This is a genomic window from Chitinophaga sp. H8, assembly GCF_040567655.1.
Classification (GTDB): Bacteria; Bacteroidota; Bacteroidia; order Chitinophagales; family Chitinophagaceae; genus Chitinophaga; species Chitinophaga defluvii.
The window spans coordinates 302,918-326,042 of record NZ_JBEXAC010000003.1 but is presented as its reverse complement, the minus strand read 5'-3'; the positions used below and the strand labels follow the sequence as shown (position 1 = coordinate 326,042).

The following is a 23,125-nucleotide window of genomic DNA, read 5'->3' as shown; positions in this document are numbered from 1 at the left end:
AACTCTTTTTATGTTAACCTTTATCTGTATTGTATAACCGGAATGAATATATATAGGGGAGTGCGGCGAGTATAAATGCCACAAAAATGAGCACAAATACCCCGGTTACCAATGGCAGGAAAAAAGATGCCAGAATAATAACAATCCCGGTACATAACCAAAGCGTACCAGCCATACGGTGTGTTTCTTTCCAGATAGCAGGGCTTTGCAAAGTCCAGGGCGTACGTACCCCTACATAATTATTGGGTTGCAGCTTTTTCAGATAAAGCCCAATTACCGCAATCAATATCCCTACGCCAATAAATGCCCAGCGTTCCATTATGATCTCTCTCCCCTGGCTAAGCATAAAAATGATGCCTCCGGTAAATAAAGACAGATAAATATGGATCATAAAACGGATACGGTAATACTCACTTTGATGAATAGCTGCCTCCGGTCCCGGTTCCCCTTCAGTTTTAGGAATATACCGGAACAAAAAATACAGCAACGCATTGGTAAAAAACAGGAAAATCATGAGCAGTAATACCTCACTTTTACCGCCTACCCGGTCCGGGGTGCCTTCTACATTAAAATTAGTAGGGATAATAGTGGGCAACGTATTCCAGATAATGCCCAGGTAAACCATGGGCGCAAGCAATAAGGCCAACAATAGCAGTTCTTTTGGATAATCCGGCTGTTTCATGGAAAAATAGTTTTATTGGTGAATTACACTATTTCCTGATCCTTCATGTCCACCTCTTATCTTACTACATACTTCATGCCCAATATGTTGGGTTAAAGTTAGGAAAATACCGGCTGATGGTAAAATCCCATTGTTGTAAAATACTAATATTTTTAGTATTCACTAAATTTATTAGTATCTTTGGAGGCAGCCCCGCTTCAAATGCCAACTAACAGCGGCTGCACCGTTTCTTCATAAAAACTGTTTTTATGATTTCTTTACAGCAGCGTTCAATTGCACATTTTGACCTGGATTGTTTTTTTGTGTCGGTAGAGTGCCTGAGTGACAGCAGCCTGAAAGGAAAACCCCTGCTGGTAGGTGGCCGCAGCGACCGCGCCGTGGTAGCGGCCTGCAGCTATGAAGCCAGACAATACGGCATCCACTCTGCCATGCCCATGAAAACAGCACTTAAACTATGCCCCCATGCCCTGGTACGCAATGGTGACATGGAAAAATACAGCCAGTTTTCTAAAGATGTAACCGATATCATCGCCCGGCAGGCTCCTTTATATGAAAAATCATCTATTGACGAGTTTTACCTTGACCTCAGCGGCATGGATAAGTACTTCGGTACCATGAAGTGGACCGCCGAACTGCGCCAGCTCATTATTAAAGAAACCGGCCTCCCCATCTCCTTTGGCCTGGCTTCCAATAAAATGATCTCCAAAGTTGCTACCAACGAGGTTAAACCCAACGGACAACTGCAAATCCCCTTTGGCAACGAAAAGATCTTCCTGGCGCCCATGCCCATCGAAAAATTACCCATGGTAGGCAAAGAAACCGGTGCACAACTCAGACAACGCGGTGTGGAAAATGTAAAAACCCTGAGCGAAATACCCGTTGCCCTCCTGGAAGCATGGCTGGGCAAAAATGGCATCTCCCTCTGGAATAAAGCGAATGGAATAGATGATACGCCTGTCATCCCCTACCATGAACAAAAATCTATTTCCACAGAGAGCACTTTTGCTGCCGATACCATCGATATGCAATTCATTAATGCAGAGCTGGTCAGGATGACCGAAAAAATTGCCTTCGAACTCCGGCAGCAAAATAAACTCACCGGATGCGTGACCATCAAAATCCGCTATTCCGACTTTGAAACCGTTACCAAACAAATGAGCATTCCCTATACCTGCTGCGATCACCTGCTGCTCGAAAAAGTAAAGGAACTGTTTAAAAAACTATACGACCGCCGCCTGTTAATTCGCCTGATAGGCGTTCGCTTCAGCCATATGGTACAAGGTAATTACCAGATCAGCCTGTTTGACGATACCCAGGAAATGATTGCATTATACCAGGCTATTGATCATATCAAAAACAGGTTCGGATGGCAATACCTCATGAAAGGCACAAACGTACTCTCCCCGGAAAAAAAGAAACTGGCAGGCCCCACTCCACTGCGTCCTTATTATAAAAAGTTCTGAAGCCATTGCCATGTATCTTAACTGTAAAACATTTTTCAGCCTCCGCTATGGTACCATCAATGCCAAAGCACTGGTAGCAACTGCCAAAAAACTGAGCATCTCCTCCCTTGCACTCACCAATATCAACATCACTGCCGATACCTGGGAATTTGTACAGGAATGCCATGCCCAGGATATCAAACCTATCATTGGCGTGGAATGCAGGAACGAACATACTTTTAAATATATCCTGCTGGCACAGAACATGGAAGGCTGGCTGCACATCAACCGCTTCGTTTCTTCGCATCTGCATAGTACTGCGCCATACCCTGATCAGGCGCCCTTTCTGCCACATACATTCGTGATTTATGCCTGGAACAGCCGCCCCTTATCACAATTGGCTCCTCATGAACTAATGGGCGTAAAGCCGGGGGAAATAAATAAACTATTCCGGATAAATACCATAGCGTATAAAGACAAACTGGTGATCCTCCAACCCGTTACTTTCCAGAACCGGGATCACTACGTTTTACATTGTTTACTGCGGGCAGTAGACCAGAACATCCTGATCAGCCAACTGCAACCCGATACCGTGGCTGCAGCAGATGAACAGTTCATTCCGCCGGCTACCCTGCTTCATCATTACGCCGCTTATCCGCATATCGTGCGCAATACCCTGAGGGTAATGGAAGCCTGCGAAATACATTTCGACTTCACCATTTCGCATAACAGGAAATACTACAAAAAAGATGCAGTCACCGATCATAAGCTGCTACGCCAACTGGCACTCGAAGGCCTGGAATACCGCTATGGTACCAACAACCAGGAAGCCCGCAACCGGGTTGAAAAAGAATTGCAGATCATCAACCAACTGCAATTTGAATCCTACTTCCTTATCACCTGGGATATTATCCGGTATGCCCGGCACCGTGACTTTTTTTATGTAGGCAGAGGCAGCGGCGCTAATTCAGTGGTGGCCTACTGTCTCAAAATAACGGATGTGGATCCCATAGCACTGGACCTCTACTTTGAACGTTTCTTAAATCCACACCGCAGCTCCCCACCGGATTTTGATATTGACTTTTCCTGGCGCGACCGGGACGAAGTGATCAAATATGTATTTGATACTTACAAAGAAGAACATACCGCATTGCTGGGTACGGTAGCCACCTTCCAGACCAATGCCATGATACGTGAACTGGGTAAAGTATATGGCCTTCCTAAAAATGAGATAGATAAAATACTGGAAAACAGTTTTGATATCCGCCTGGACAAAGACAGCATCCAGGAAAAGATCCTGAAATATGTAAAACTGATGGCTGTTGAAAAATCATTCCCCAACCACCTCAGTATCCATGCCGGTGGTATCCTGATCAGTGAAGCACCTATCCATCAGTATTGTACTACCCACCTGCCGCCCAAGGGATTTAATACGGCACAACTGGACATGCACCAGGCAGAAGCTATCGGCCTGTTTAAATTTGATATTCTGAGCCAACGCGGGCTGGGCCATATCCGGGATACCATCAATATCATCAAAGAAAACAAAGGCGTACACATCGACATTCATGATGTAAAATCTTTCATGGTGGATAAAAATGTACAGCAACAGCTGAAAACCGTGAACACCATCGGCTGCTTTTACATTGAATCTCCTGCCATGCGCCAACTGCTGAAAAAACTGGAATGCGAAGACTACCTGACCCTCGTAGCTGCCAGCTCTATTATACGTCCGGGTGTGGCACAATCCGGTATGATGCGGCAATATATCCACAACTTCCGCCACCCCGACCAGGTAGTATACCTCCATCCCATTATCAGGGAGCTATTACATGAAACCTTCGGTATCATGGTATACCAGGAAGATGTGATTAAGGTGGCCCACCGGTTTGCCAACCTCGAACTGGCAGATGCAGATACCCTCCGCCGCGCTATGTCCGGCAAATACCGGGGCCAGGATAACTTCCGGAAAATACAGGACCAGTTTTTTGATAACTGCGACGCGCTTAAACGCCCCAGACATATAGCCGAAGAAGTATGGCGCCAAATATCCAGCTTCGCTAACTTCTCCTTTTCCAAAGCACATTCCGCCAGCTTTGCTGTAGAAAGCTATCAAAGCCTCTTCTTAAAAACCTACTTCCCCGCAGAATTTATGGTGGCAGTGATCAATAACTTTGGCGGCTTTTATAACCGGGAACTTTATTTCAGAGAATTACAGAAAACAGGCGTTAATATTCATCCTCCCTGTGTGAATAACAGTATATATGAAACACAACTCTGCGGCAATGATGTATATACGGGATTTATTCATATTGATGGACTGGAACAACTACTGGCAGAGCAACTGCTGGAAAACCGGAATATATACGGCCCCTTTCTGCACCTGGAAGATTTTATCAGCAGAATAGCACCTGCTCCGGAACAACTGGAAATACTGATCCGGATCGGATGTTTTAACTTTACCGGACATACGAAAAAAGAATTGCTCTGGGAAAGTAGCCTGCTGATAAGAAACAATGATAAAAAACATACGAATACCGTCTCCCTTTTCCGGGAGCCGGTCACTACCGGACAACTCCCCACCCTGGCATACCATGCCCACGAAAATGCATTTGATGAAATAGCACTCCTCGGCTTTTCCCTCTCCTCCCCTTTTGAAATACTGCAACTGGACCAAAGTCCCTTTATCCTGCTAAAAAATTTTGCACAGTATATAGGGCACAGCATACAGGCGCTGGGCTACCTGGTATGTACCAAATATGTACGTACCTCCAAAGGAGAACCGATGTGCTTTGGTACTTTCCTCGACCGGGAAGGACAATTCATCGATACGGTGCACTTTCCCGATAGCCTCCGGCAATACCCGGTTCAAAAAGGTGGTTTTTATGTATTACAGGGCAAAGTAATATCAGAATATGGGGTATTATCTATGGAAATCAATTACATGCGAAAAATCGGGTATCTGGAAAAGGAATAGGAAGACAAGACAAAATGTTGTATCTTTGTGACAAATGTCGCATTATATGAAACATTCAAAAAGCAACAGGTACCAGGAACAAGAGCAGACACTGCTCATTGTAAGTGAGCCACCCACTGCCGCCTACGTGGCAGGGAGCGGGTATTTTGAATTTATTCAGTTATCCAGAAGTGGCATTATCAAAAAGGCGCTGCTGAACCTTTCCCGTCAGCTATCCTTTACTTTATCAGAAATAGCACACGTGCTGCATATTTCTGAAAGAACCCTTCAACGCTATGCAGACGATGCCAAACTCTCTGCAGACACGTCAGAAAGAGCTATACTATTATCACAATTATACCAACGGGGTACGGAAGTATTCGGCGACCTTGAAAACTTCAAGGAATGGATGCGCACACCACTCCCTGCATTTAATTACCAACACCCTATTTCCCTGCTGGACACTACGTTTGGTTTTCAACTCATTCAAGACGAACTGGGCCGTATAGAACATGGCTTGTTTGCCTAAACGGGCTTACCCGCATAAGGGTCTTTTTTGCCCCCACTACACAATATCTTATGGAAGTATACCGGATCAGCAAATGTGCTTATATAACCGATATGAATGGCACCGGTGCCCGCTTATATGGCGGCAGGTGGAACAGCCCCGGACATGCTATTGTATACACTGCCGGTAGCCGCGCCTTATCAGCACTGGAAGTACTCGTGCATATTCCGCTGAAAAATATTGTACTGGATTTTTGTATCGCTACGATTCATATTCCGGATGATATCCACATTAAAACCATGCTGCGCAAAGAACTCCCTTCCGGATGGCAGTCGCTCGCTCCTTTTCCTGCTTTACAGCAGGTAGGTGATGAATGGATTACTTCCGCTGCACAGGCTGTGCTCAAAATACCCTCCGTGGTAATTGCAGAAGAATTTAACTACCTGATCAATCCACTCCATCCTGATGCGGCCCGTATTGTTATTACACATTCCCAGCCTTTTTACTTTGATCAGCGGCTGCAGGATAGGGGCGGAAAACTGAAAAACCCCGAAAGGCCCAAAGACTAAAACTAAGTATGACACATAGCTACATAAAAGCGCAAAGCTGATAACGATATCGTCATCAGCTTTGCGCTTTTATGCTTTTCTGTCTGTTATACTGCTATTCCAATCCAAACAATCCGCCATTCAGCAATTGCAGGGTTTTATCTTTGTATTGCCCCCCTACCAGGATAGAAATATTATGCCGGCTGCCACCATAAGAGATCATGCGCAATGGCACTTCTGTAAGGGCATCAAACAATTTCTTCAGAATAGCAGGTGTAGCTGCTACTTCATTTCCAACAATGGAAACAATCGTTTGATGATGATCCAGCTCTACAGAACCAAATGGCTGTAATTCTTTCAATATCTGATCCAGGTGCTGGGTATTATCGATAGTCAATGATACGGCCACTTCAGAAGTGGTGATCATATCGATAGGGGTACGGTATTTTTCAAATACTTCGAAAATCTTACGCAGGAAACCGTATGCCAGCAGCATGCGGCTGGATTTAATTTTGATAGCAATAATGCCGTCTTTTGCAGCAACTGCCTTTACCCCGTTGCCATTAGGCAGTTCTGTGATCAGGGTACCTTTGGCTTCCGGCTGCATGGTATTCAGCAATTTCACCGGAATGTTAAAGTGCTGGGCAGGCCAGATAGAAGCAGGGTGTAATATTTTGGCGCCAAAATAGGCCAGCTCGGCAGCTTCATCAAACGACAACTGTTCTATCGGGAATGTTTTCTTTACGATACGGGGATCATTATTGTGCATGCCATCGATATCCGTCCAGATCTGGATTTCGCTGGCCTGAATAGCAGCACCGATCAGGGAAGCGGAGTAATCACTGCCACCACGCTTCAGGTTATCTACTTCTCCTTTTGCATTACGGCAAATATATCCCTGGGTAACGAATACTTTTTGTCCTTTGTGCTTTTCGATCAGGTTGCTGAGCTTGATCTTAATTTTAGGTATTTCTGGATCTTCAAACTCGTCAATGCTCATAAAATCCAGTGCAGGCAGCAATACGGCGTCTATTCCGCTCTCTGCCACATATACGCAGAATAATTTGGTAGACAGCAGCTCTCCCTGTGCCAGGATATCCTTATTGAGCGCTTCGTTAAAGGATATTTTCAGAATAATATTCAGGAATTCAAAATGTTCATCTACAATCGCCTTCGCTTTTGCGCGGGAATCGTCCTGTTTCAGCAGCTCTTCGCAAAAAGCACGGTAATGCTTTTCCAGCTTGTCGATCTGTTGTTTAGCCTGTTCCTTCTTTGATTCTGCCAATGACTGGTTGATCTCCACTAAAGCGTTGGTAGTACCTGACAACGCGGATAATACCACAATTTTGGGCTCGTCATCTGCTGTAATCAGTTGTGCCACGGCATGCATACGTTCTGGTTTACCTACAGAAGTTCCACCAAATTTTAAGACTTTCATCTGAATGTTGTTTGTTTTTAAGGCAGCCGGAGCGTGCGGTATGCCCGTTTCCTGCTATTGATTTATGTTTATGAAAGGCAGTGCCGGAAAGCATTACCCCTTACCTGTTTATCAAAAATTCAATTTAAACCTGTCAGCTACTTCCCGGAGGTCTTTTACTACCGGTGCCAATACCGGTATCCCTTCTTCCAGCCGGGCTTTTTGCATTTCCCGTTCCGGATCACCGGGGATCAGTACCTGCTGCCCTTCTACCGGGGTAGCACTCCTGAAGCGGCCTATCCACTTATCCATATGTTGCTTAAATTCATCTGCCGGACGGAAAGCATCTACCCGCATGGCCCCAAAGAAATGCCCCAGCCCTTCCCCTACCGGATCGGGGGGTAAAGGCAGGAAGCTCACAAATGGAGGAGCCCAGGGACCATAGTTAGCGCCGGAAAGAACGGCCGAAAATATATCAACAATTGCTCCCAAACAATACCCTTTATGACTGCCATGCTCCCGGTCGCCGCCAAGGGGCAATAACGCGCCGCCATCTTTTAATTCGTGCGGGTTGGTACTGGAATGCCCATCCTTGTCCTGGATCCAGCCCACAGGGGCTGCTTCACTTTTCCGTTGCAGTATTTCCAGCTTACCGTTGGCTGCAGTAGTAGTGGCAAAATCAGCCACAAAAGGAGGTTGCTGGTCGGCTGGTATGGCTACTGCAATGGGATTGGTACCCAGCATACGCTCCTTCGCAAAAGTGGGTGCCACCAGCGGGCTGGCATTGGTCATGGCCATACCGATCATATCCCTTTCCAGGGCTTTCATAGCATGATAGCCTGCAATACCAAAATGGTTGGAATGTTTTACACTCACCCAACCACTGCCTACTGCTGCTGCTTTTTGCATGGCTACTTCCATGGCAAAAGGCGCTACCACCAGACCGAGTCCGCTATCCCCGTCTACTACCGCTGTGCTGGGTGTTTCATGCACAATGCGGATATTGGGTTTGGGATTAATACGCCCGGCTTCCCATAAGCGTACATATCCGGATAACCGTGCTACTCCATGAGAATCAATGCCTCTCAGATCCGCCGATACCAATACCTCGCTGGCCATAGCAGCATGTTCGAGAGAACAACCCATATGAATAAATACTTCACGGGTAAACTCCCTTAAATGATGATAGGAATATATATGATTCATTATCAGTAATTATATAATGCACTAAGCCTGTGCAGTAGGACCACCAAAATTCATAGGTAATGATACCGGCTCCTGATCCTGTATGGTGCCATTTACGGCTTCATACTTCTTGATATTATCTACCATGGCCTTCATAAACCGTTTGGCGTGCTGGGGGGTCAATATGATGCGGGACTTAACTTTGGCTTTGGGAAGACCAGGCATAACGTTTACAAAATCTACCACAAATTCGGCATTAGAATGCGTGATAATGGCCAGGTTGGCATATACGCCTTCCGCTATTTCTTCAGTCAACTCAATATTAAGCTGGTTCTGATCTTCTTGCTGATTTTCCATGCTGTACTTTTTAAAAGGAAAGTACAAAAATAGAAAAGCAGGGCGTATTTATCGCGCTTTTTTTGGGATATATTAAAGTTCTGCCCTTTACAGACCGCATAAAAAAACCGCCCCTGGAAAAGGGCGGTCTTTTCTACATATGCTTATTAGGAAAAACTAAAATTTATCCCAGAACAGTTTAGTGGCTACTACATCCCCGCCAATGGCCGCTGCTGCGGCGTCATAATTGGTCCTGTTCAGGTTTTGTTCATCTATGGAATAAGTAAAACGTAATGGTGTAACTGATTGTGCCCTGTTGGGTACTTTTAATTTAGGGAAATCAAGTCTTCTCCACTCTACCCATGCATCATACCCGCGATTATACAGGGCTACCCATTTCTGCTCTCCTATTTTCTGCTTATAGGTCCCTGTGGCAGTAGCATAGGCTACATCCGGCCGGGCCAGGTAAGTATCAGCATCGGCAGTGGTAAGTCCCCAATACTGAAAGGATGCACGGATCGCATTGTCATAATGTTCTTTTGGAGTGCCTCCTACGGCAAATTGTCTTTCCAGTGCTTCTGCTCTCATAAACTCCACTTCTGCATAATCGATCAGCAAACCTACCAGATCTTTCTTGGTAAGCAGGGTGCCGGGACCAGAGAAATTACTGAATGGACTGCTTGATCCCGGATTGCCTCCAATGTAAGTGCCACCGCGCTGGGTAAAGAAAATGGCTCTTCTGGGGTCATTTCTGGCATTCATAAAATCAATCAGGGTATTGGCCCCTACAAAATCCTGACGCTGGCTCTGTACCAGATCCTCCCAAAGCGGGTTGGTATTGGGAGGTACGGTAGAATAAGGGAAAGTAGCGTTATCATCATTGGCGCCAAAAGCGCCAGGGGAAGCTTCTTCCACAATCTTCTTGGCTACGGCCGGAGAAACATCTGCCAATATCATTCCCAGCCGCATTTTAAGCGAATTGGCGAATTTTTTCCATTTTACAATATCTCCTCTGTAAATGAGGTCGCTGTTATCAAAACTTCCGCTTCCTGCATCCAGCGCACCAATCGCTGCATTCAAACGTACAATCATATCATCATAGATCGCCTGCGCCCCATCATAGGATGGAAAGATATTTTCAATATCCATTGCCTTTTTATAAGGGATATCTCCAAAAGTATTTACCCCTACGGAAAAAGCATACACACTCATAATCTCAATCTGTGCAATCTGGTTCTTTTTAACACCGTCGGAAATGGTAGCATCTGCATTTACCACTCCTCTCGATTCTTCCAGGTCTTTTACCACATCGGTATAAATAGCATCCCAGAAATTATCCGGAATACTTCTGGTATTTAAATCATAGCGGGACTCATCCAGGTAGGTGGTTTCCTGCCAATGTTGTACAATCAATCTGAAAATGTTCAGGTTTACGTTGGTGCTGGTCACGGCATCTACCAACTCTTTCTGGGCGCTGGCAAAGAGCGCGCCCTGTGATACGCCAGCAGGTTTTTTCTTATCATTGTTCAGGTCCGTCAGGTCCTTTGTACAAGACACTCCGGTGAACAATACCGCCAGGGCAACTGATGTATATATAATAAGCTTTTTCATGTTTTTCTATTTTTATTGGCTATATGTAATTCCTTGCATATGGCAAATGTCAGAATCTGAATTTCACGTTAAATCCAAAAGTCCGGGTGGCAGGATAACTACCGGATAAATACCCCTGCAGGTTACCGGAACCTAAACCTTCTTCCGGATCGTTGTAAGGAATGTTTTTATGAATGATCCAGAGGTTTCTGCCGATCAATGAAAAATCAATTGCTTTGAAAGGAGAGATACGCGCCATCACTGATCTTGGCAAAGAATAAGTCAGGGCCACTTCACGCAGTTTTACATAACTGGCATCATACACGAAAGCAGCAGATGGGTTATTTACGTATCCATACAAACCGTAGATATTCTCTACCCGGGTGGCATTGGCTTTACCGTCTTCTGTTATACCAGGCAGGATCACACCTCCCCCATCTGCAATCGGGCTTCTGGAGGGATTGCCTTTATCATTGTTGCCTACTGTTTCAGGTAATACGCCTGTGGCCAGTCCATAATACAAATCCAGCGAAAACAGATCGCCTCCCTGACGTATGTCTACTAAAAAGCTCAGGGCAAGATCCTTGTATTTCAAAGTGTTGCTGATACCACCAATCCAGTTGGGGTTCACATTTCCGATAATTTCATTGGAGGTGGGAGACTGTACATAATAGCCATCTTCTCCGATCAGCTTTTGTCCATCCTTATACACAAAGTTGCTGCCAATGATAGTGCCATAAGGCTGTCCCACAGAAGCATTCAGTGAAACTCCTCCCTGGAAGTTGGCCAGCTGCAAAGTAGTAATACCTGGTAACGATTTTACTTCATTCCGGTTGCGTGACCAGTTCAGATTAATCGTCCATGAAAAATCATTTGTTTTAACCGGTGTACCAAAAGCGGATACTTCTACTCCCTTATTCTGGATATTACCTGCATTAATTACTTTGTAGTCAAAACCGGTAGATCTTGATACCGGAAGTGGTACGATCTGGTCTATCGTATTTTGTTTATAGTAAGTGAGGTCAAAACCAACGCGGTTATTCAGGAAGGCCATTTCAAGCCCTGTTTCAAAGCTCTTGGTACGTTCCGGTTTCAGATTAGGATTATATTTTCTGCCGTCTACAGAAGCCAGCGGTACGCCATCAATGCCGGTAGGTACATCATAGTAGTTCTTTACATACAAAGGAGGAGCACTGGTACCCACTTCTGCATAGTTGACCCTGAATTTACCATGCGATAACCAGGTAGCGTCCGGCATCAGTTTAGAAAATACAAAACCCAGGGAAGCGGATGGATAATAATAATCATTGCTACCTGCCGGTAAGGTAGAAGACACATCCCTTCTGGCAGTCAGATCCAGAAACAGGTATTCCTTGAAGCCAAAACTCACACTGGCAAAAATACCATCTACTTCTTCTGTAGTGGATACTTCCCTTGGCGCTTCCATGGGGTTGGCAGAGTTGAGCAATGCATAGAGGTGGGGAATCAGTAAACCACCATTGGTTTTAGACAAAATGGATTCGTTGGTGGTTCTTCGCACATTACCTCCCAGTATGCCTTTGAAGGAGATATCATCTGATATATTCTTACTAAAATTCAATAACAGGTCATAGTTAAACTCCTGGAAAGCATGTTCAAACCGTGCATATTCTGATGGATCAAACGAACCTATAGCAGTTCTTTCTTCCTGTGTTTCATTATAAGTATCCAGTGAAACACGTCCCAGTACTTCCAGCCAGTCCGTAGGTTTATAATTCAAACTTACATTGCCGAAATTCCTGGTACGCTTATCAGATTCAAAGTTCTCATACCTGGTCCAGTAGGGATTATCCCAATAAGCAGGTACCAGGTTATCTACACCTTTGGGATTCCAGGTGACATTGTCTTTGGTCAGGAAATAAGCATCTTTTTGCTCTTTTACATCCACATTGGTTTGCCACCATTGCTTGAAGTTGGTCATCAGGTTTTTTGAATTATAACCTGTACCATATCTACCCAATCCGTTGATGATAGTAGTATTCACGGAAGCAGAAGCGGTGAGCTTGGAAGTAATATTATAGGAAGCGCCAAAGTTGATCAGGTCTTTAGTGATCTTGCTGTTAGGCATAATACCTTTATCGATATTTTTGGTATAGCCCAGTTTAAAATATCCCTGATCTCCACCACCATCTACCATAACACTGTTGTTGGTACCAACCGCTGTTTCAAAAAATGAGGAGGGATCATTGGCAGCACCTACCCAGGCATGTTTTTTCCGGTAAGAAGCCAGTTTGGGATATACTGATCCCCAGTAAAAAGTTTGCAGATTAGGATCAAACCGGCCACCATAGGAGGCATCTTCTGTTAAAGGTACCAGCAGATCCGGTTGCCCGTCGCCATCTACATCTTCGTAGGAAAAATATCCGCCATCAGGAGATCCGTAATCAGCACTGTAACCGGAACCATATTCCTTCTGATAAGTAGGGAAGGTTTTTTTATCCACATAACCCAATGTTACGCCGGAATTAACGGTAACGCCTAAACCTCTCCTGCCCTTTTTGGTAGTAATCATTACCACACCGTTGGAGGCCCTGGAGCCATATAGTGCAGCGGCAGCGGCACCTTTCAGTACGTTTACTGATTCAATGTCATCCGGGTTGATATCAGCAGCAGCATTGCCATAATCGTATCCACCTCCACCGGTAGACTGATCCCTGTTAGTGGCACGATTCACACTGTTATTCACAGCGTTGGTATTGGAGTTGTCAATAGGTACGCCGTCTACTACAAACAGTGCCTGGTTATTGCCGGTCAGTGATTTGGTACCCCGCAATACAATGTTGGTAGATCCCCCCAATGTATTATTCCTGCGGATCTCCAATCCAGATATCTTACCCGACAAAGAATTTACCACGTTCGCATCTCTTGTTCTGTTCAGCTCTTCCCCACCTATATTCTGTGCAGAGTAAGCCAGTTCATTTTTATTTCTTCGTACACCCAATGCAGTTACCACTACCTCATCAAGGTTCTGGTCATCGGCTTTGAGCGTAACGGCAACCGTATTGGTACTGCCTACCATTACTTCCTGTGTAGCATATCCTACACTTCTTACAATTAAAACTGCGGAATTACCGGATACATTTAGCTTAAAAACCCCGTCCTGGTTGGCGGTTGTACCGGAGTTGGTACCTTTAAGCTGTATAGTAGCAAATGGTACAGGCGCTCCATCGCTGCCTGTGACCTTTCCTGTAACCTGGCGTTGCTGGGCATAGGCCAGGCATGCACTCACCAATAACATGGTGAGAAAAAGAAAGAACTTTTTCATACAATGATTCAGATTTTGGTTGAAAAAAATAGTTAGTCCTGCTATAGCTTTATATAGCTGTTGTGTTGCATCAGGTCATAGATTAATTTTACTGTTAAACGAATGGTTCAGTCTTGTGTCATGGAAATCGTCTATAGTGTTGGCCAGTTAACTGCGTTGTTTTAACATTGGTTAAGCATTATGAATAGCATACGGTCCGCCCAATAACAAATAAATTGACTTTAAGTAATTGCTGTGATAATGGTCATTGTTCCGGTGGTTGATAACGCTGATTGCAGGCAAAGATGCGCGGAAATGCAGGTTATGCTCATAAGCACAGTATAAAAGAGGTAGGACTCCTTCATAAAATGATTTAGATTTTGGTTGAACGTACTGGCAATTTAGGAAAAAAATCAAATCAACAACAAGTTTAATTTAACAATTCATTAACCAAACGACTTACAAATATGGTTATCAATTACTTAACCTGAAAAAATAGCCAAAAACAAGGTGTTTTTATTCTACAATTCCGCTAGAATAACTGCTGTACTTGCAATTGTACTACCGATTTTTTATGCCCGTTTATCTGATCCCAGCCACTGCCAATGCTGGCTGTATCTGCATAAAACACCTGTTGTATCCGTACCCAGCAGGACAACCCTTTTCTGACACGCCATTTAACCGTGGTATTATACTGCCAGCCTTTTCCATACAATTGTGATAAAGCATAATCATACAGCACACTGCTTTCTATTGTATAAATACGGCTGTCATAACTGGTAGTACTAAACGCAGTTAACCGGCAGGTGATACTTACCGGTACTTTTTTAGGTTTATATCGCACCTGTTGATATGCCATCCATCCTGTTTGTTTGCCATAAAGCGTGCGATAGTAATTTATTTCCAACCGGCTTTGCAGGGTTATCTCCTGGCCGGGAGCTACCTGCAGCTGGCATCTGATATTTCGTTTAGTCACTGGCATTACTATCTTCATCAACCGGGCAGTATCCGCTGTAGGAATATTGGCAGCACCGCTTTCAGCACGATACCGTATGCTGGCCATCAGACGTTTGGAAGGACTGTACGTGAACAATAGTAAATGTTGCTGTCCGTCAGAAGGCGTACTGATCTTAAACTTCTGCCAGGGAAACCGGAATAGGTCTGCATAGACATTTACTTTCAGCTGTGGGGTAATATTTACCGTTGCGGCTATATATACTCCACTTTCATTAGCGGCTTTATAACCATCGCCAAAAGCATTGCTATACATGGCTTGATAAGCAGGATGATAATTACGATATAATAACGCCATATCCACCCTCGGCGATATACTGGTAAGGATACCATTTACAGTAGCCATATGGCCATTATAACTCATGGCGGTTTCTCCAAAGAAGTGAACATTTTTCCAGTAGCCTGCATAATCAATACTGGCACTGCCTGCTTCCTGCCCACTAAATTCAAATTGATTATAGGGTGCTTGTTTTTTCTGCAATGGCAGGGATAAATGATGGTAAATAACATTGGTCCCTACCTTCCACCGGTTGCCGTTGTATTGCAGATTGCCACCTCCCGATAATTGTTGCACGGTATTTTGATGCGCCAGCTCATTAGCAGCCCGGTGATATCCTCCCATGATGATGGAAGATATATGTCCTTCTTTCCATAGTGAATCAGGTGGCAGCAGATTACCATCCAGTTGCCGGTGGGAAAGAAATCCCGTTAGCTGCCAGGCTTTTTGTTGCACCGTAATACCTATGCCCCTGAAAAAATTAAACTCACCGGTAGCTGAGTAAGGCCGTAACACTTCGCCTTCCCTTTTCATATTCATGACAGCCGCACTTTTCCCTGTGGCATGTGCCTGCCAGTTGACCAGCCCCTGCCCCATATTCACCGTAAAATCACCCAGCGCCAGTGCTTTTATTTTTCTGTAATTACGGATAAATAAATGGGCACTGTAAAAATCAAATCCGGCCCGTTGTGCGCCTTTGAAAAATTGTTCGCCGGCATCTTTCTTCATTGTGATTCCCCAGCTGGCATACTGCGGAAAACTATACCGGTACCGTAGCAATAGCTTATCCGGGCTGCCCAGGTAATGGGGAGCCGCAGCTTCTTTTTTAAGGTATCCCTTTGCGCGTTCCAGCTGCCGGCTATAACGCAGCAACAAACTATGTTCTCCATTACGCATATAATCCCGGAGCGTGTAATGTGGTGCCAGGTCATTGCCTACTGCCACATAAGGTAACAACTGCCGGATCAGCTCCTGATCAAATCCTGGTATTGCCTGCAATTCATAAATACTGACCAGCTTACCCATTAGTTGCCGGTAAGCTAAAAAACTGTTTATCTGCAAAGGATGCAGTAATCCCAATGATTGCAAAGCCGCTTCATCGGCAGTATTAAGCGATAATTTGCGGCGGGCATAAATAGAAAGCCGTTGCCATTGGGTATCATCTTCCGGTACCATATCAGTTGCTGCGGCAGCTTCTTCCAGCATGCTTTCCTGCATATCCGGCAATGCTTCTTCCGGTTGTTGTGCAGATGCCCATGTGGATAACAATACATAAACAATGGATACATAAAGGGGTTTCATATGGGGGTTCATTTAATGACAATCGTGATACCTGTTGCCGTACAACAGGTATTCATTTACAGGTATACCGATCAGGCATAGCAAAAACTGCCTGCCACCTGCAGGGGGTATACTTTTAACTCATTAAAGTGGAAAAGTTATGATGGTAGGTGATACCAAAATGGGTCAACCTGCTCTTTACACAAAGAGCACTAACAGCAATATACTTAAAAAAATAAAATCAGAAAAGTCCGTATAACTGAGCGTCTACTTTTGAAATGATTTCACCGAGGTCTTCATCGCTCTCAGGGAATTTATTTTTATCGATATCAATGATCAGCAAGGGGCCTTCCTGGTATTTATCGATCCAGTTATTGTAGTATTCGTTGAGGCGTTTCAGGTAATCGAGGCGGATATTTTCTTCATATTCCCGCCCCCTTTTTTGTATCTGCGCTACCAGGGTAGGTACAGATGCCTGCAGGTAGATCAGCAAGTCCGGTGGTTTCACCATCGACTTCAGGGTTTCAAAGAAATTGAAATAGTTGTCAAAGTCTCTTTTGGTCATCAGGCCCATTTCATAGAGGTTGGGCGCAAAGATGTGCGCATCCTCATAAATAGTACGGTCCTGGATCACTACATCTTTGCCATGTTGTATTTCCAGTAATTGTTTTAACCTGCCATTCAGGAAGTACACCTGCAGGTTGAACGACCAGCGGGGCATATCTTCATAAAAATCGTTGAGGTACGGGTTGTGCTCTACATCTTCAAATTGTGGAATCCACTTATAATGCTTTGACAGCATTTCAGTAAGCGTAGTTTTACCGGCGCCAATGTTTCCGGCTACTGCTATGTGCTTGATCTTATTTTGTTTTGCCATGCTTTATAAATCGTAAGAAGTAAATGCAATGAGTAGCAATCACACTACCCGTCCTCATAATATCAATAATAACCCATATTATCAATAATAATTGATACCAATAAGTTTTCTCGCCTGTTGCAAAGTTTGTGCCGCATTTTCTCTTGCTTTAGCAGCACCATCTCTCATGATCCTGTTCAGGTATCCGGGATTTTGCTGCAGATCCCTGGCTTTGTTACGGATAGGCGCAATAAAATTGACCATATCTTCCGCCAGTTGTTTTTTCATATCACCGTAACGGATAGACTGGTTATCATAAGCGGTTTCAAAAAACTGCAGGGTATCGGGTGCTGATACCAGGCTCATTAACTGAAACAGGTTTACAATAGATTCCGGACGGGGCGCATCAGGCGCAGCCGGACCGCTGTCTGTTTTGGCCTTCATGATCTTTTTTCGGATCATATCATCTTCATCTGCCAGATAAAGGGTAGCCATTTCATTTTCGCTTTTGCTCATCTTACCGGAACCATCCAGACTGGGGATTCTCACCAGGTTGTCGCCAAAATTAAAGGCTACCGGCTCCGGGAATAAATAACCATACCGGTTATTAAAACGTTGTGCATAATTACGGGTCATTTCCAGGTGTTGCTCCTGGTCTTTACCCACAGGTACTTTTACCGCACGCTGGATCATAATGTCTGCACTCATCAGTACAGGATAAGTTAATAACCCTGCATTTACGTTTTGCGGGCTTAAGCGTACTTTATCCTTAAAAGTGGGTACTTTTTCCAGCTCCCCCTTATAGGCCAGCATATTCAGTAACAGGTACAATTCTGCAATTTCAGGAATATCGCTTTGAGCATATAAAGCTACCTTTTCAGGGTCCAGGCCGGACGCTATATTTTCTGCCAGTACACGCAATACATTGCCGCGTAAATCTTTAGGATCGGGATGGGTAGTCAGGGAGTGCCAGTCTGCCACAAAGAAGTAACAGTTAAAATCTTCCTGCATCCGGATATAGTTGCGGATTGCTCCAAAATAATTACCCAAGTGTAAAAAACCGGTCGAGCGAATACCGCTCACCACTATTTCTTTTTCTGTTGCCATATAAGGGCGCAAGTTAATAAAAAATGAGGAGGTGAATGACGGACCATTAGTACATTCTCCCGTTTATCCCTATTTTTGAGGAAACCATCATAATTATAACTTATCTTTTATTATTTTTTCATTTAATTTGAATATGGAAGTGAATGATGCCCTGGTGCAACAATTAGCTGAGCTGGCCAGACTGGAGTTTAACCAGGAGGAGAAATCCGAAATCAAAGGCGATTTGCAGCGCATGATTACCTTTGTGGAGAAGCTGAATGAGCTGGACACTACGGAAGTGGCGCCTTTGCTCCATTTAACGGAAGACTATAATGTTTTCAGGGAAGATGCCGTGGTCCCTTCCATCAGCCGGGAAGAAGGTTTGTTAAACGCGCCCTCCCGCAATGACCAGTATTTTAAAGTTCCGAAAATCATTAAGAAATAACGCACATGAAAGATGCCGTCATCCACCTGGAAAACATCCTGAAGAGTTACCACATGGGCAACAATGACTTACAAGTGTTGAAAGGGGTATCCCTCAACATTTTTAAGAATGAATATGTAGCCCTCATGGGACCCTCCGGTTCCGGCAAATCCACCCTGATGAATATATTAGGATGCCTGGATACCCCTTCCGGTGGTAAGTACGTATTAAGCGGCCATGATGTGAGCACAATGGAAGACAATGAACTGGCCCGGATACGAAACCAGGAGATCGGATTTGTATTCCAGCAGTTTAACCTCATGCCCCGCCTCACGGCACTTGAAAATGTGGCAGTGCCCCTCATCTATGCGGGGGTAAGCAAAAAAGAAAGAGAAGATAAAGCCAGGGCCATGCTCGAAAAAGTAGGGCTGGGCGAACGTTATAAACACCGTCCCAACGAACTCTCCGGTGGACAATGCCAGCGTGTGGCCATTGCCCGCGCCCTGGTAAATGATCCCTCCCTTATCCTGGCCGATGAACCTACCGGTAACCTGGATAGTAAAACCTCTGTAGAGATCATGGATATATTCGGTAACATCCATGCCTCCGGTAATACCGTAGTACTCGTTACCCACGAAGAAGATATTGCCGAACATGCCCGCCGCATTGTACGCCTCCGCGATGGTGTGATAGAAAGCGATAAGCTGAATGAAATAAAATCAGCTGTTAGCATTTAGCTGTTAGCGATTGAAGCGAATATAAAGAGCTGTTAGCTCTTAGCCGTTAGCTGGTTGAAGCGGATGGAAATAGTTGTTTGCTTAAGCCCTTTGAACCAGCAGTAACCCGCAATAAACCAAAGACATTTAGTTATCTTAGCAGTCTTATTTAGTGTTCACATTTAATGCTCACAGCCTTTAGCTGGGGATGTAAGTAATGATCTATTTGCGATCGCCAGCTAAAAGCTAACAGCCAACAGCTAAAAGCTTAACTACATGTCCTTCAAGATATACACCAAAACAGGCGATAAGGGGAAAACCTCCCTCATAGGTGGTACCAAGGTACCCAAAAGTCATATCCGGATAGATGCCTATGGCACTATTGACGAGCTCAACTCCTACATAGGGCTGGTAAATGATTATATCGCCGACCAGGACACCAACAATTTGCTGAAAGAAGTACAGGATCGTTTATTTACAGTAGGTTCGGCATTAGCCTGTGATCCGGATAAGGAAACGAAGATGAAGATTCCGGATCTGCATGAAGCGGATATTACCCTGCTGGAAAACAGTATCGATAAGATGAATGAAGAACTGCCTGTTATGAAGTCGTTTATTTTACCGGGTGGGCATGTAGCGGTATCTACCTGTCATATTGCCCGTTGTGTGTGCCGCAGGGCAGAACGGCTTTGTGTAGGGATGCAGGAGCAGGACCTGTTTATCGAGCCCCTGGTTTTAAAATATATCAACCGCCTCAGTGACTACCTGTTTGTGCTGGCCCGTTGGGAAGCGCAACGTTTAGGCGTAGCGGAAATACCATGGCGGCCAAGGGTGTAGTAAAATCAGACTTCGTAAAAATATAAGGAATACTAAGGGTATTGTTCCCTAAGGATAACATCTACATGTTCCTTTAGCGTAGGGAGTTTACTTTCAATGATGTTCCAAACAATGTCATAATCTACCCCAAAATAGTCATGAATCAACTTGTCTCGTGTACCCGCCATTTTCTTCCATTCAATATATGGGTATTGGGACCTGAATTCATCATCAATCTTTTTTGCAGCTTCTCCAATGATTTCCAGGCTCCTGATTACTGCCCGGCTTAAAACAGGATCATCTTCAAGTTCGGAGAGGGTTTTACCAGCAGTCACCTTCAGAATAAAGTTTACTTCCTCTTCAATATGCTTCAACAACTCGACATTAGAGACTGACATGCTCCACCTCTTTTAATATATGAGGACCTATATATTTACTTAGAGATTTGGAAGTAACCAGTTCAACTTTTCTGCCAAGAAGTTCCTCCAGATAAAAAGAAAGCCCTATAAAGTTATCGTAGTTTTTTTTACCTTTTTCAAATTCTATTAAGAAATCAATATCGCTATTGATATGAATATTCGTATCCTTTTTGAAAGAACCGAACAATCCCAACTCCTTCACCCCAAATGATTTTATCTTATCCCTATGCAGAGATAAACGGTGGAGCAAGAGCTTTTTGGTATGTACGGACGAATTCATATTACAAATATAAGGCTTTTTGTCCCGCTACTTTTCCACAATGATATTTTCCAGTGCCCCGTTCTCCTCAGCATTACCGCTTACGATACGGCCATCTTTCATCACCAGCTGCCGGTCGCTCAAAGGAGCCAGCTCCTCATTATGGGTAACGATAATAAAGGTTTGCTGAAATTTATCCCGCAGTTCAAAAAAGAGGTTATGCAATTCCCGGGCATTTTTGGAGTCCAGGTTGCCGGTAGGTTCGTCTGCCATTACCACTGCCGGGTTGTTGATCAATGCACGGGCTACGGCCACTCTTTGCTGTTCTCCACCGGAAAGCGCTTTAGGTTTATGGTCCATCCGGTCTTTCAGCCCCAGGGTTTCCAGTAAAAAAGCCGCCCGCTCCCTCACGGCCGACTTGGCAGTACCTGCTATAAAGCCGGGAATACATACATTCTCCAGGGCATTAAACTCCGGCAGCAAATGGTGGAACTGAAAAATGAATCCCATATACTTATTACGGACATCTGCCAGTAAAGACCCCTTTAAAGCGGTCAGATTGACATCATCCAGCCATACTTCTCCCCCGGAGGGCGTGTCCAGGGTACCCAGAATATGCAAAAGGGTACTTTTACCTGCTCCGGAAGAGCCTACGATCGTTACAATCTCTCCCTGGTGGACAGTAATATTTACTCCCTTCAAAACGTGTAAGTTGGAATAATTTTTGGTAATGTTGCGTGCAGTAAGCATAACCCAAAGAAAAGTAATTAACCGTTAAAATAGTAATAGTTGTTTATTTCAAATTAAATAATACTTTTGCGGAAAATTAAAAAAGTAAAAATTTATATAACATGTACTGGACATTAGAATTAGCTTCATACCTGGAGGACGCTCCCTGGCCAGCTACGAAGGACGAACTTATCGATTACGCCATCCGTTCCGGTGCACCCATTGAAGTAATTGAAAATCTTCAGGAACTGGAAGACGAAGGTGAAATTTACGAAGGCATAGAGGATATCTGGTCGGATTATCCTTCGCAGGACGACTTTTTCTTTAATGAAGACGAATATTAATGGGATCGTTCGTTGTTAATTCAGCCCAACAGTCCCTGTGCTAAAAAAATAGCCGCTCCTTTACGGACCGGCTATTTTTTTATTTTATCCGTATCCCTCCTGCCGGAAAGATGACGGGTACAATTATATTGTTACTCTTTTTCCATTTGTTCCGCTACTGCAGTAGAAATCCCTGTTGAAGAGAAACCTCCATCGTGGTAAAGGTTCTGCATGGTTACCATCTTCGTATAGTCAGAGAACAGACTCACAGTGTAATCTGCACATTCATCCGCAGTGGCATTGCCCAACGGACTCATTTTCTCTGCATAACTTACAAATCCGTCAAATCCTTTTACGCCTGAACCTGCCGTTGTTTTAGTAGGAGACTGGGAAATGGTATTGATACGTACTTTTTTCTTCACACCATAGTGGTAACCAAAGCTGCGGGCAATAGATTCCAGCAAGGACTTGGCATCTGCCATCTCACTGTAGTGCGTAAATACACGCTGTGCAGCAATGTAGGTAAGCGCTACCACAGATCCCCACTCGTTGATCGCATCCAGCTTATACGCCGTTTGCAATACCCGGTGCAGGGATAATGCAGAGATATCCATTGTTTTCTGGGTAAAATTGTAGTCCAGGTCTGTATAACTTCTGCCTTTACGGATATTCAGACTCATCCCTACGGAGTGCAGTATAAAATCTATTTTTCCACCAAAATGCTCCATGGATTTGGTAAGGAGATTCTCGATATCTTCCATGCTGGTAACATCAGCGGCAATTACAGGAGCCTTGCATATTTCTGCCAGCTTGTTGATTTCCCCCATGCGCATGGCAACAGGTGCGTTAGTCAGCACAATTTCAGCGCCTTCTTCCACACAACGCAATGCAGTTCTCCAGGCTATAGACTTTTCGTCCAGTGCGCCAAATATGATGCCTTTCTTTCCTTTTAATAAGTTATGAGCCATAATGGTCGAA

At 44.4% G+C, this 23,125-nt stretch carries 21 protein-coding genes; 8 read left to right on the top strand and 13 right to left on the bottom strand.

From position 1 onward, the window contains the following. Positions 1-13 precede the first annotated feature (13 nt). A complete protein-coding gene (locus ABR189_RS28215) occupies positions 14-682 on the bottom strand; it encodes an SdpI family protein (RefSeq protein WP_354663872.1) in 669 nt (222 codons plus the stop codon). Positions 683-930: 248 nt separating this feature from the next. Here ABR189_RS28215 and dinB point away from each other — a divergent pair, with 248 nt between their 5' ends. Genes dinB through ABR189_RS28195 form a run of 4 tightly spaced genes read left to right on the top strand, consistent with a single transcriptional unit; the run spans position 931 to position 6,157 of the window. After that, the gene (dinB, locus tag ABR189_RS28210) at positions 931-2,145 is read left to right on the top strand and encodes a DNA polymerase IV (RefSeq protein ID WP_354663871.1); all 1,215 of its coding nucleotides are present in this window, start codon (positions 931-933) and stop codon (positions 2,143-2,145) included. A gap of 10 nt (positions 2,146-2,155) precedes the next feature. Next, the gene (locus ABR189_RS28205; protein ID WP_354663870.1) at positions 2,156-5,101 is read left to right on the top strand and encodes a DNA polymerase III subunit alpha; all 2,946 of its coding nucleotides are present in this window, start codon (positions 2,156-2,158) and stop codon (positions 5,099-5,101) included. A 46-nt stretch (positions 5,102-5,147) separates the two neighbouring features. Continuing rightward, positions 5,148-5,609: an Xre family toxin-antitoxin system antitoxin gene (locus tag ABR189_RS28200; protein ID WP_354663869.1), complete on the top strand. Its 462-nt coding sequence runs from the start codon at positions 5,148-5,150 to the stop codon at positions 5,607-5,609. A gap of 50 nt (positions 5,610-5,659) precedes the next feature. Then, positions 5,660-6,157 (top strand): RES family NAD+ phosphorylase, encoded by a 498-nt coding sequence (locus tag ABR189_RS28195; RefSeq protein WP_354663868.1) that lies wholly within the window; start codon positions 5,660-5,662, stop codon positions 6,155-6,157. Between the two features lie 94 nt (positions 6,158-6,251). On the opposite strand, the gene ABR189_RS28190 is transcribed toward ABR189_RS28195, so the two are convergent. The 8 genes from ABR189_RS28190 to trpS all read right to left on the bottom strand — a co-directional run bounded on the left by ABR189_RS28190 (position 6,252) and on the right by trpS (position 18,482). Beyond that, the gene (locus ABR189_RS28190) at positions 6,252-7,574 is read right to left on the bottom strand and encodes an aspartate kinase (protein WP_354663867.1); all 1,323 of its coding nucleotides are present in this window, start codon (positions 7,572-7,574) and stop codon (positions 6,252-6,254) included. A 111-nt stretch (positions 7,575-7,685) separates the two neighbouring features. Then, a complete protein-coding gene (locus tag ABR189_RS28185) occupies positions 7,686-8,759 on the bottom strand; it encodes an Ldh family oxidoreductase (protein WP_354663866.1) in 1,074 nt (357 codons plus the stop codon). A 21-nt stretch (positions 8,760-8,780) separates the two neighbouring features. Further along, positions 8,781-9,095: a DUF3467 domain-containing protein gene (locus ABR189_RS28180; protein WP_354663865.1), complete on the bottom strand. Its 315-nt coding sequence runs from the start codon at positions 9,093-9,095 to the stop codon at positions 8,781-8,783. Positions 9,096-9,251: 156 nt separating this feature from the next. Beyond that, positions 9,252-10,685, bottom strand: coding sequence for a SusD/RagB family nutrient-binding outer membrane lipoprotein (locus tag ABR189_RS28175; protein WP_354663864.1), 1,434 nt, complete (start codon positions 10,683-10,685; stop codon positions 9,252-9,254). A 49-nt stretch (positions 10,686-10,734) separates the two neighbouring features. Beyond that, positions 10,735-13,968, bottom strand: a complete 3,234-nt coding sequence (locus tag ABR189_RS28170) for a SusC/RagA family TonB-linked outer membrane protein (protein ID WP_354663863.1) — start codon at positions 13,966-13,968, stop codon at positions 10,735-10,737. A gap of 511 nt (positions 13,969-14,479) precedes the next feature. Next, positions 14,480-16,540 (bottom strand): ComEA family DNA-binding protein, encoded by a 2,061-nt coding sequence (locus ABR189_RS28165; RefSeq protein WP_354663862.1) that lies wholly within the window; start codon positions 16,538-16,540, stop codon positions 14,480-14,482. A 220-nt stretch (positions 16,541-16,760) separates the two neighbouring features. After that, on the bottom strand, positions 16,761-17,396 hold the full coding sequence (locus ABR189_RS28160) for a deoxynucleoside kinase (protein WP_354663861.1): 636 nt from the start codon (positions 17,394-17,396) through the stop codon (positions 16,761-16,763). 81 nt (positions 17,397-17,477) lie between these two features. Further along, positions 17,478-18,482, bottom strand: coding sequence for a tryptophan--tRNA ligase (trpS, locus tag ABR189_RS28155; RefSeq protein WP_354663860.1), 1,005 nt, complete (start codon positions 18,480-18,482; stop codon positions 17,478-17,480). Positions 18,483-18,615: 133 nt separating this feature from the next. On the opposite strand from trpS, the gene gatC reads away from it, so the two are divergent. From gatC to ABR189_RS28140, 3 genes are all read left to right on the top strand, one after another. Next, complete coding sequence (gene gatC, locus ABR189_RS28150; protein WP_354663859.1) at positions 18,616-18,906, top strand: Asp-tRNA(Asn)/Glu-tRNA(Gln) amidotransferase subunit GatC; 291 nt, start codon at positions 18,616-18,618, stop codon at positions 18,904-18,906. Between the two features lie 5 nt (positions 18,907-18,911). Beyond that, positions 18,912-19,622, top strand: a complete 711-nt coding sequence (locus ABR189_RS28145; protein ID WP_354663858.1) for an ABC transporter ATP-binding protein — start codon at positions 18,912-18,914, stop codon at positions 19,620-19,622. Positions 19,623-19,877: 255 nt separating this feature from the next. After that, on the top strand, positions 19,878-20,438 hold the full coding sequence (locus tag ABR189_RS28140) for a cob(I)yrinic acid a,c-diamide adenosyltransferase (RefSeq protein WP_354663857.1): 561 nt from the start codon (positions 19,878-19,880) through the stop codon (positions 20,436-20,438). A gap of 32 nt (positions 20,439-20,470) precedes the next feature. Here the strand turns inward: ABR189_RS28140 and ABR189_RS28135 are convergent, their stop codons facing one another. The 3 genes from ABR189_RS28135 to ABR189_RS28125 are packed head-to-tail and all read right to left on the bottom strand — an operon-like array spanning position 20,471 to position 21,845. Beyond that, on the bottom strand, positions 20,471-20,815 hold the full coding sequence (locus ABR189_RS28135) for a HepT-like ribonuclease domain-containing protein (RefSeq protein WP_354663856.1): 345 nt from the start codon (positions 20,813-20,815) through the stop codon (positions 20,471-20,473). Continuing rightward, positions 20,802-21,116: a nucleotidyltransferase family protein gene (locus ABR189_RS28130; RefSeq protein ID WP_354663855.1), complete on the bottom strand. Its 315-nt coding sequence runs from the start codon at positions 21,114-21,116 to the stop codon at positions 20,802-20,804. Before ABR189_RS28130 ends, ABR189_RS28135 begins: the two co-directional genes overlap by 14 nt. A 27-nt stretch (positions 21,117-21,143) precedes the next feature. Next, positions 21,144-21,845, bottom strand: coding sequence for an ABC transporter ATP-binding protein (locus ABR189_RS28125; protein WP_354663854.1), 702 nt, complete (start codon positions 21,843-21,845; stop codon positions 21,144-21,146). 101 nt (positions 21,846-21,946) lie between these two features. On the opposite strand from ABR189_RS28125, the gene ABR189_RS28120 reads away from it, so the two are divergent. Continuing rightward, on the top strand, positions 21,947-22,168 hold the full coding sequence (locus tag ABR189_RS28120; protein WP_012794455.1) for a DUF2795 domain-containing protein: 222 nt from the start codon (positions 21,947-21,949) through the stop codon (positions 22,166-22,168). A 131-nt stretch (positions 22,169-22,299) separates the two neighbouring features. Here the strand turns inward: ABR189_RS28120 and ABR189_RS28115 are convergent, their stop codons facing one another. Then, a complete protein-coding gene (locus ABR189_RS28115; protein ID WP_354663853.1) occupies positions 22,300-23,115 on the bottom strand; it encodes an enoyl-ACP reductase FabI in 816 nt (271 codons plus the stop codon). Positions 23,116-23,125: the final 10 nt, after the last annotated feature.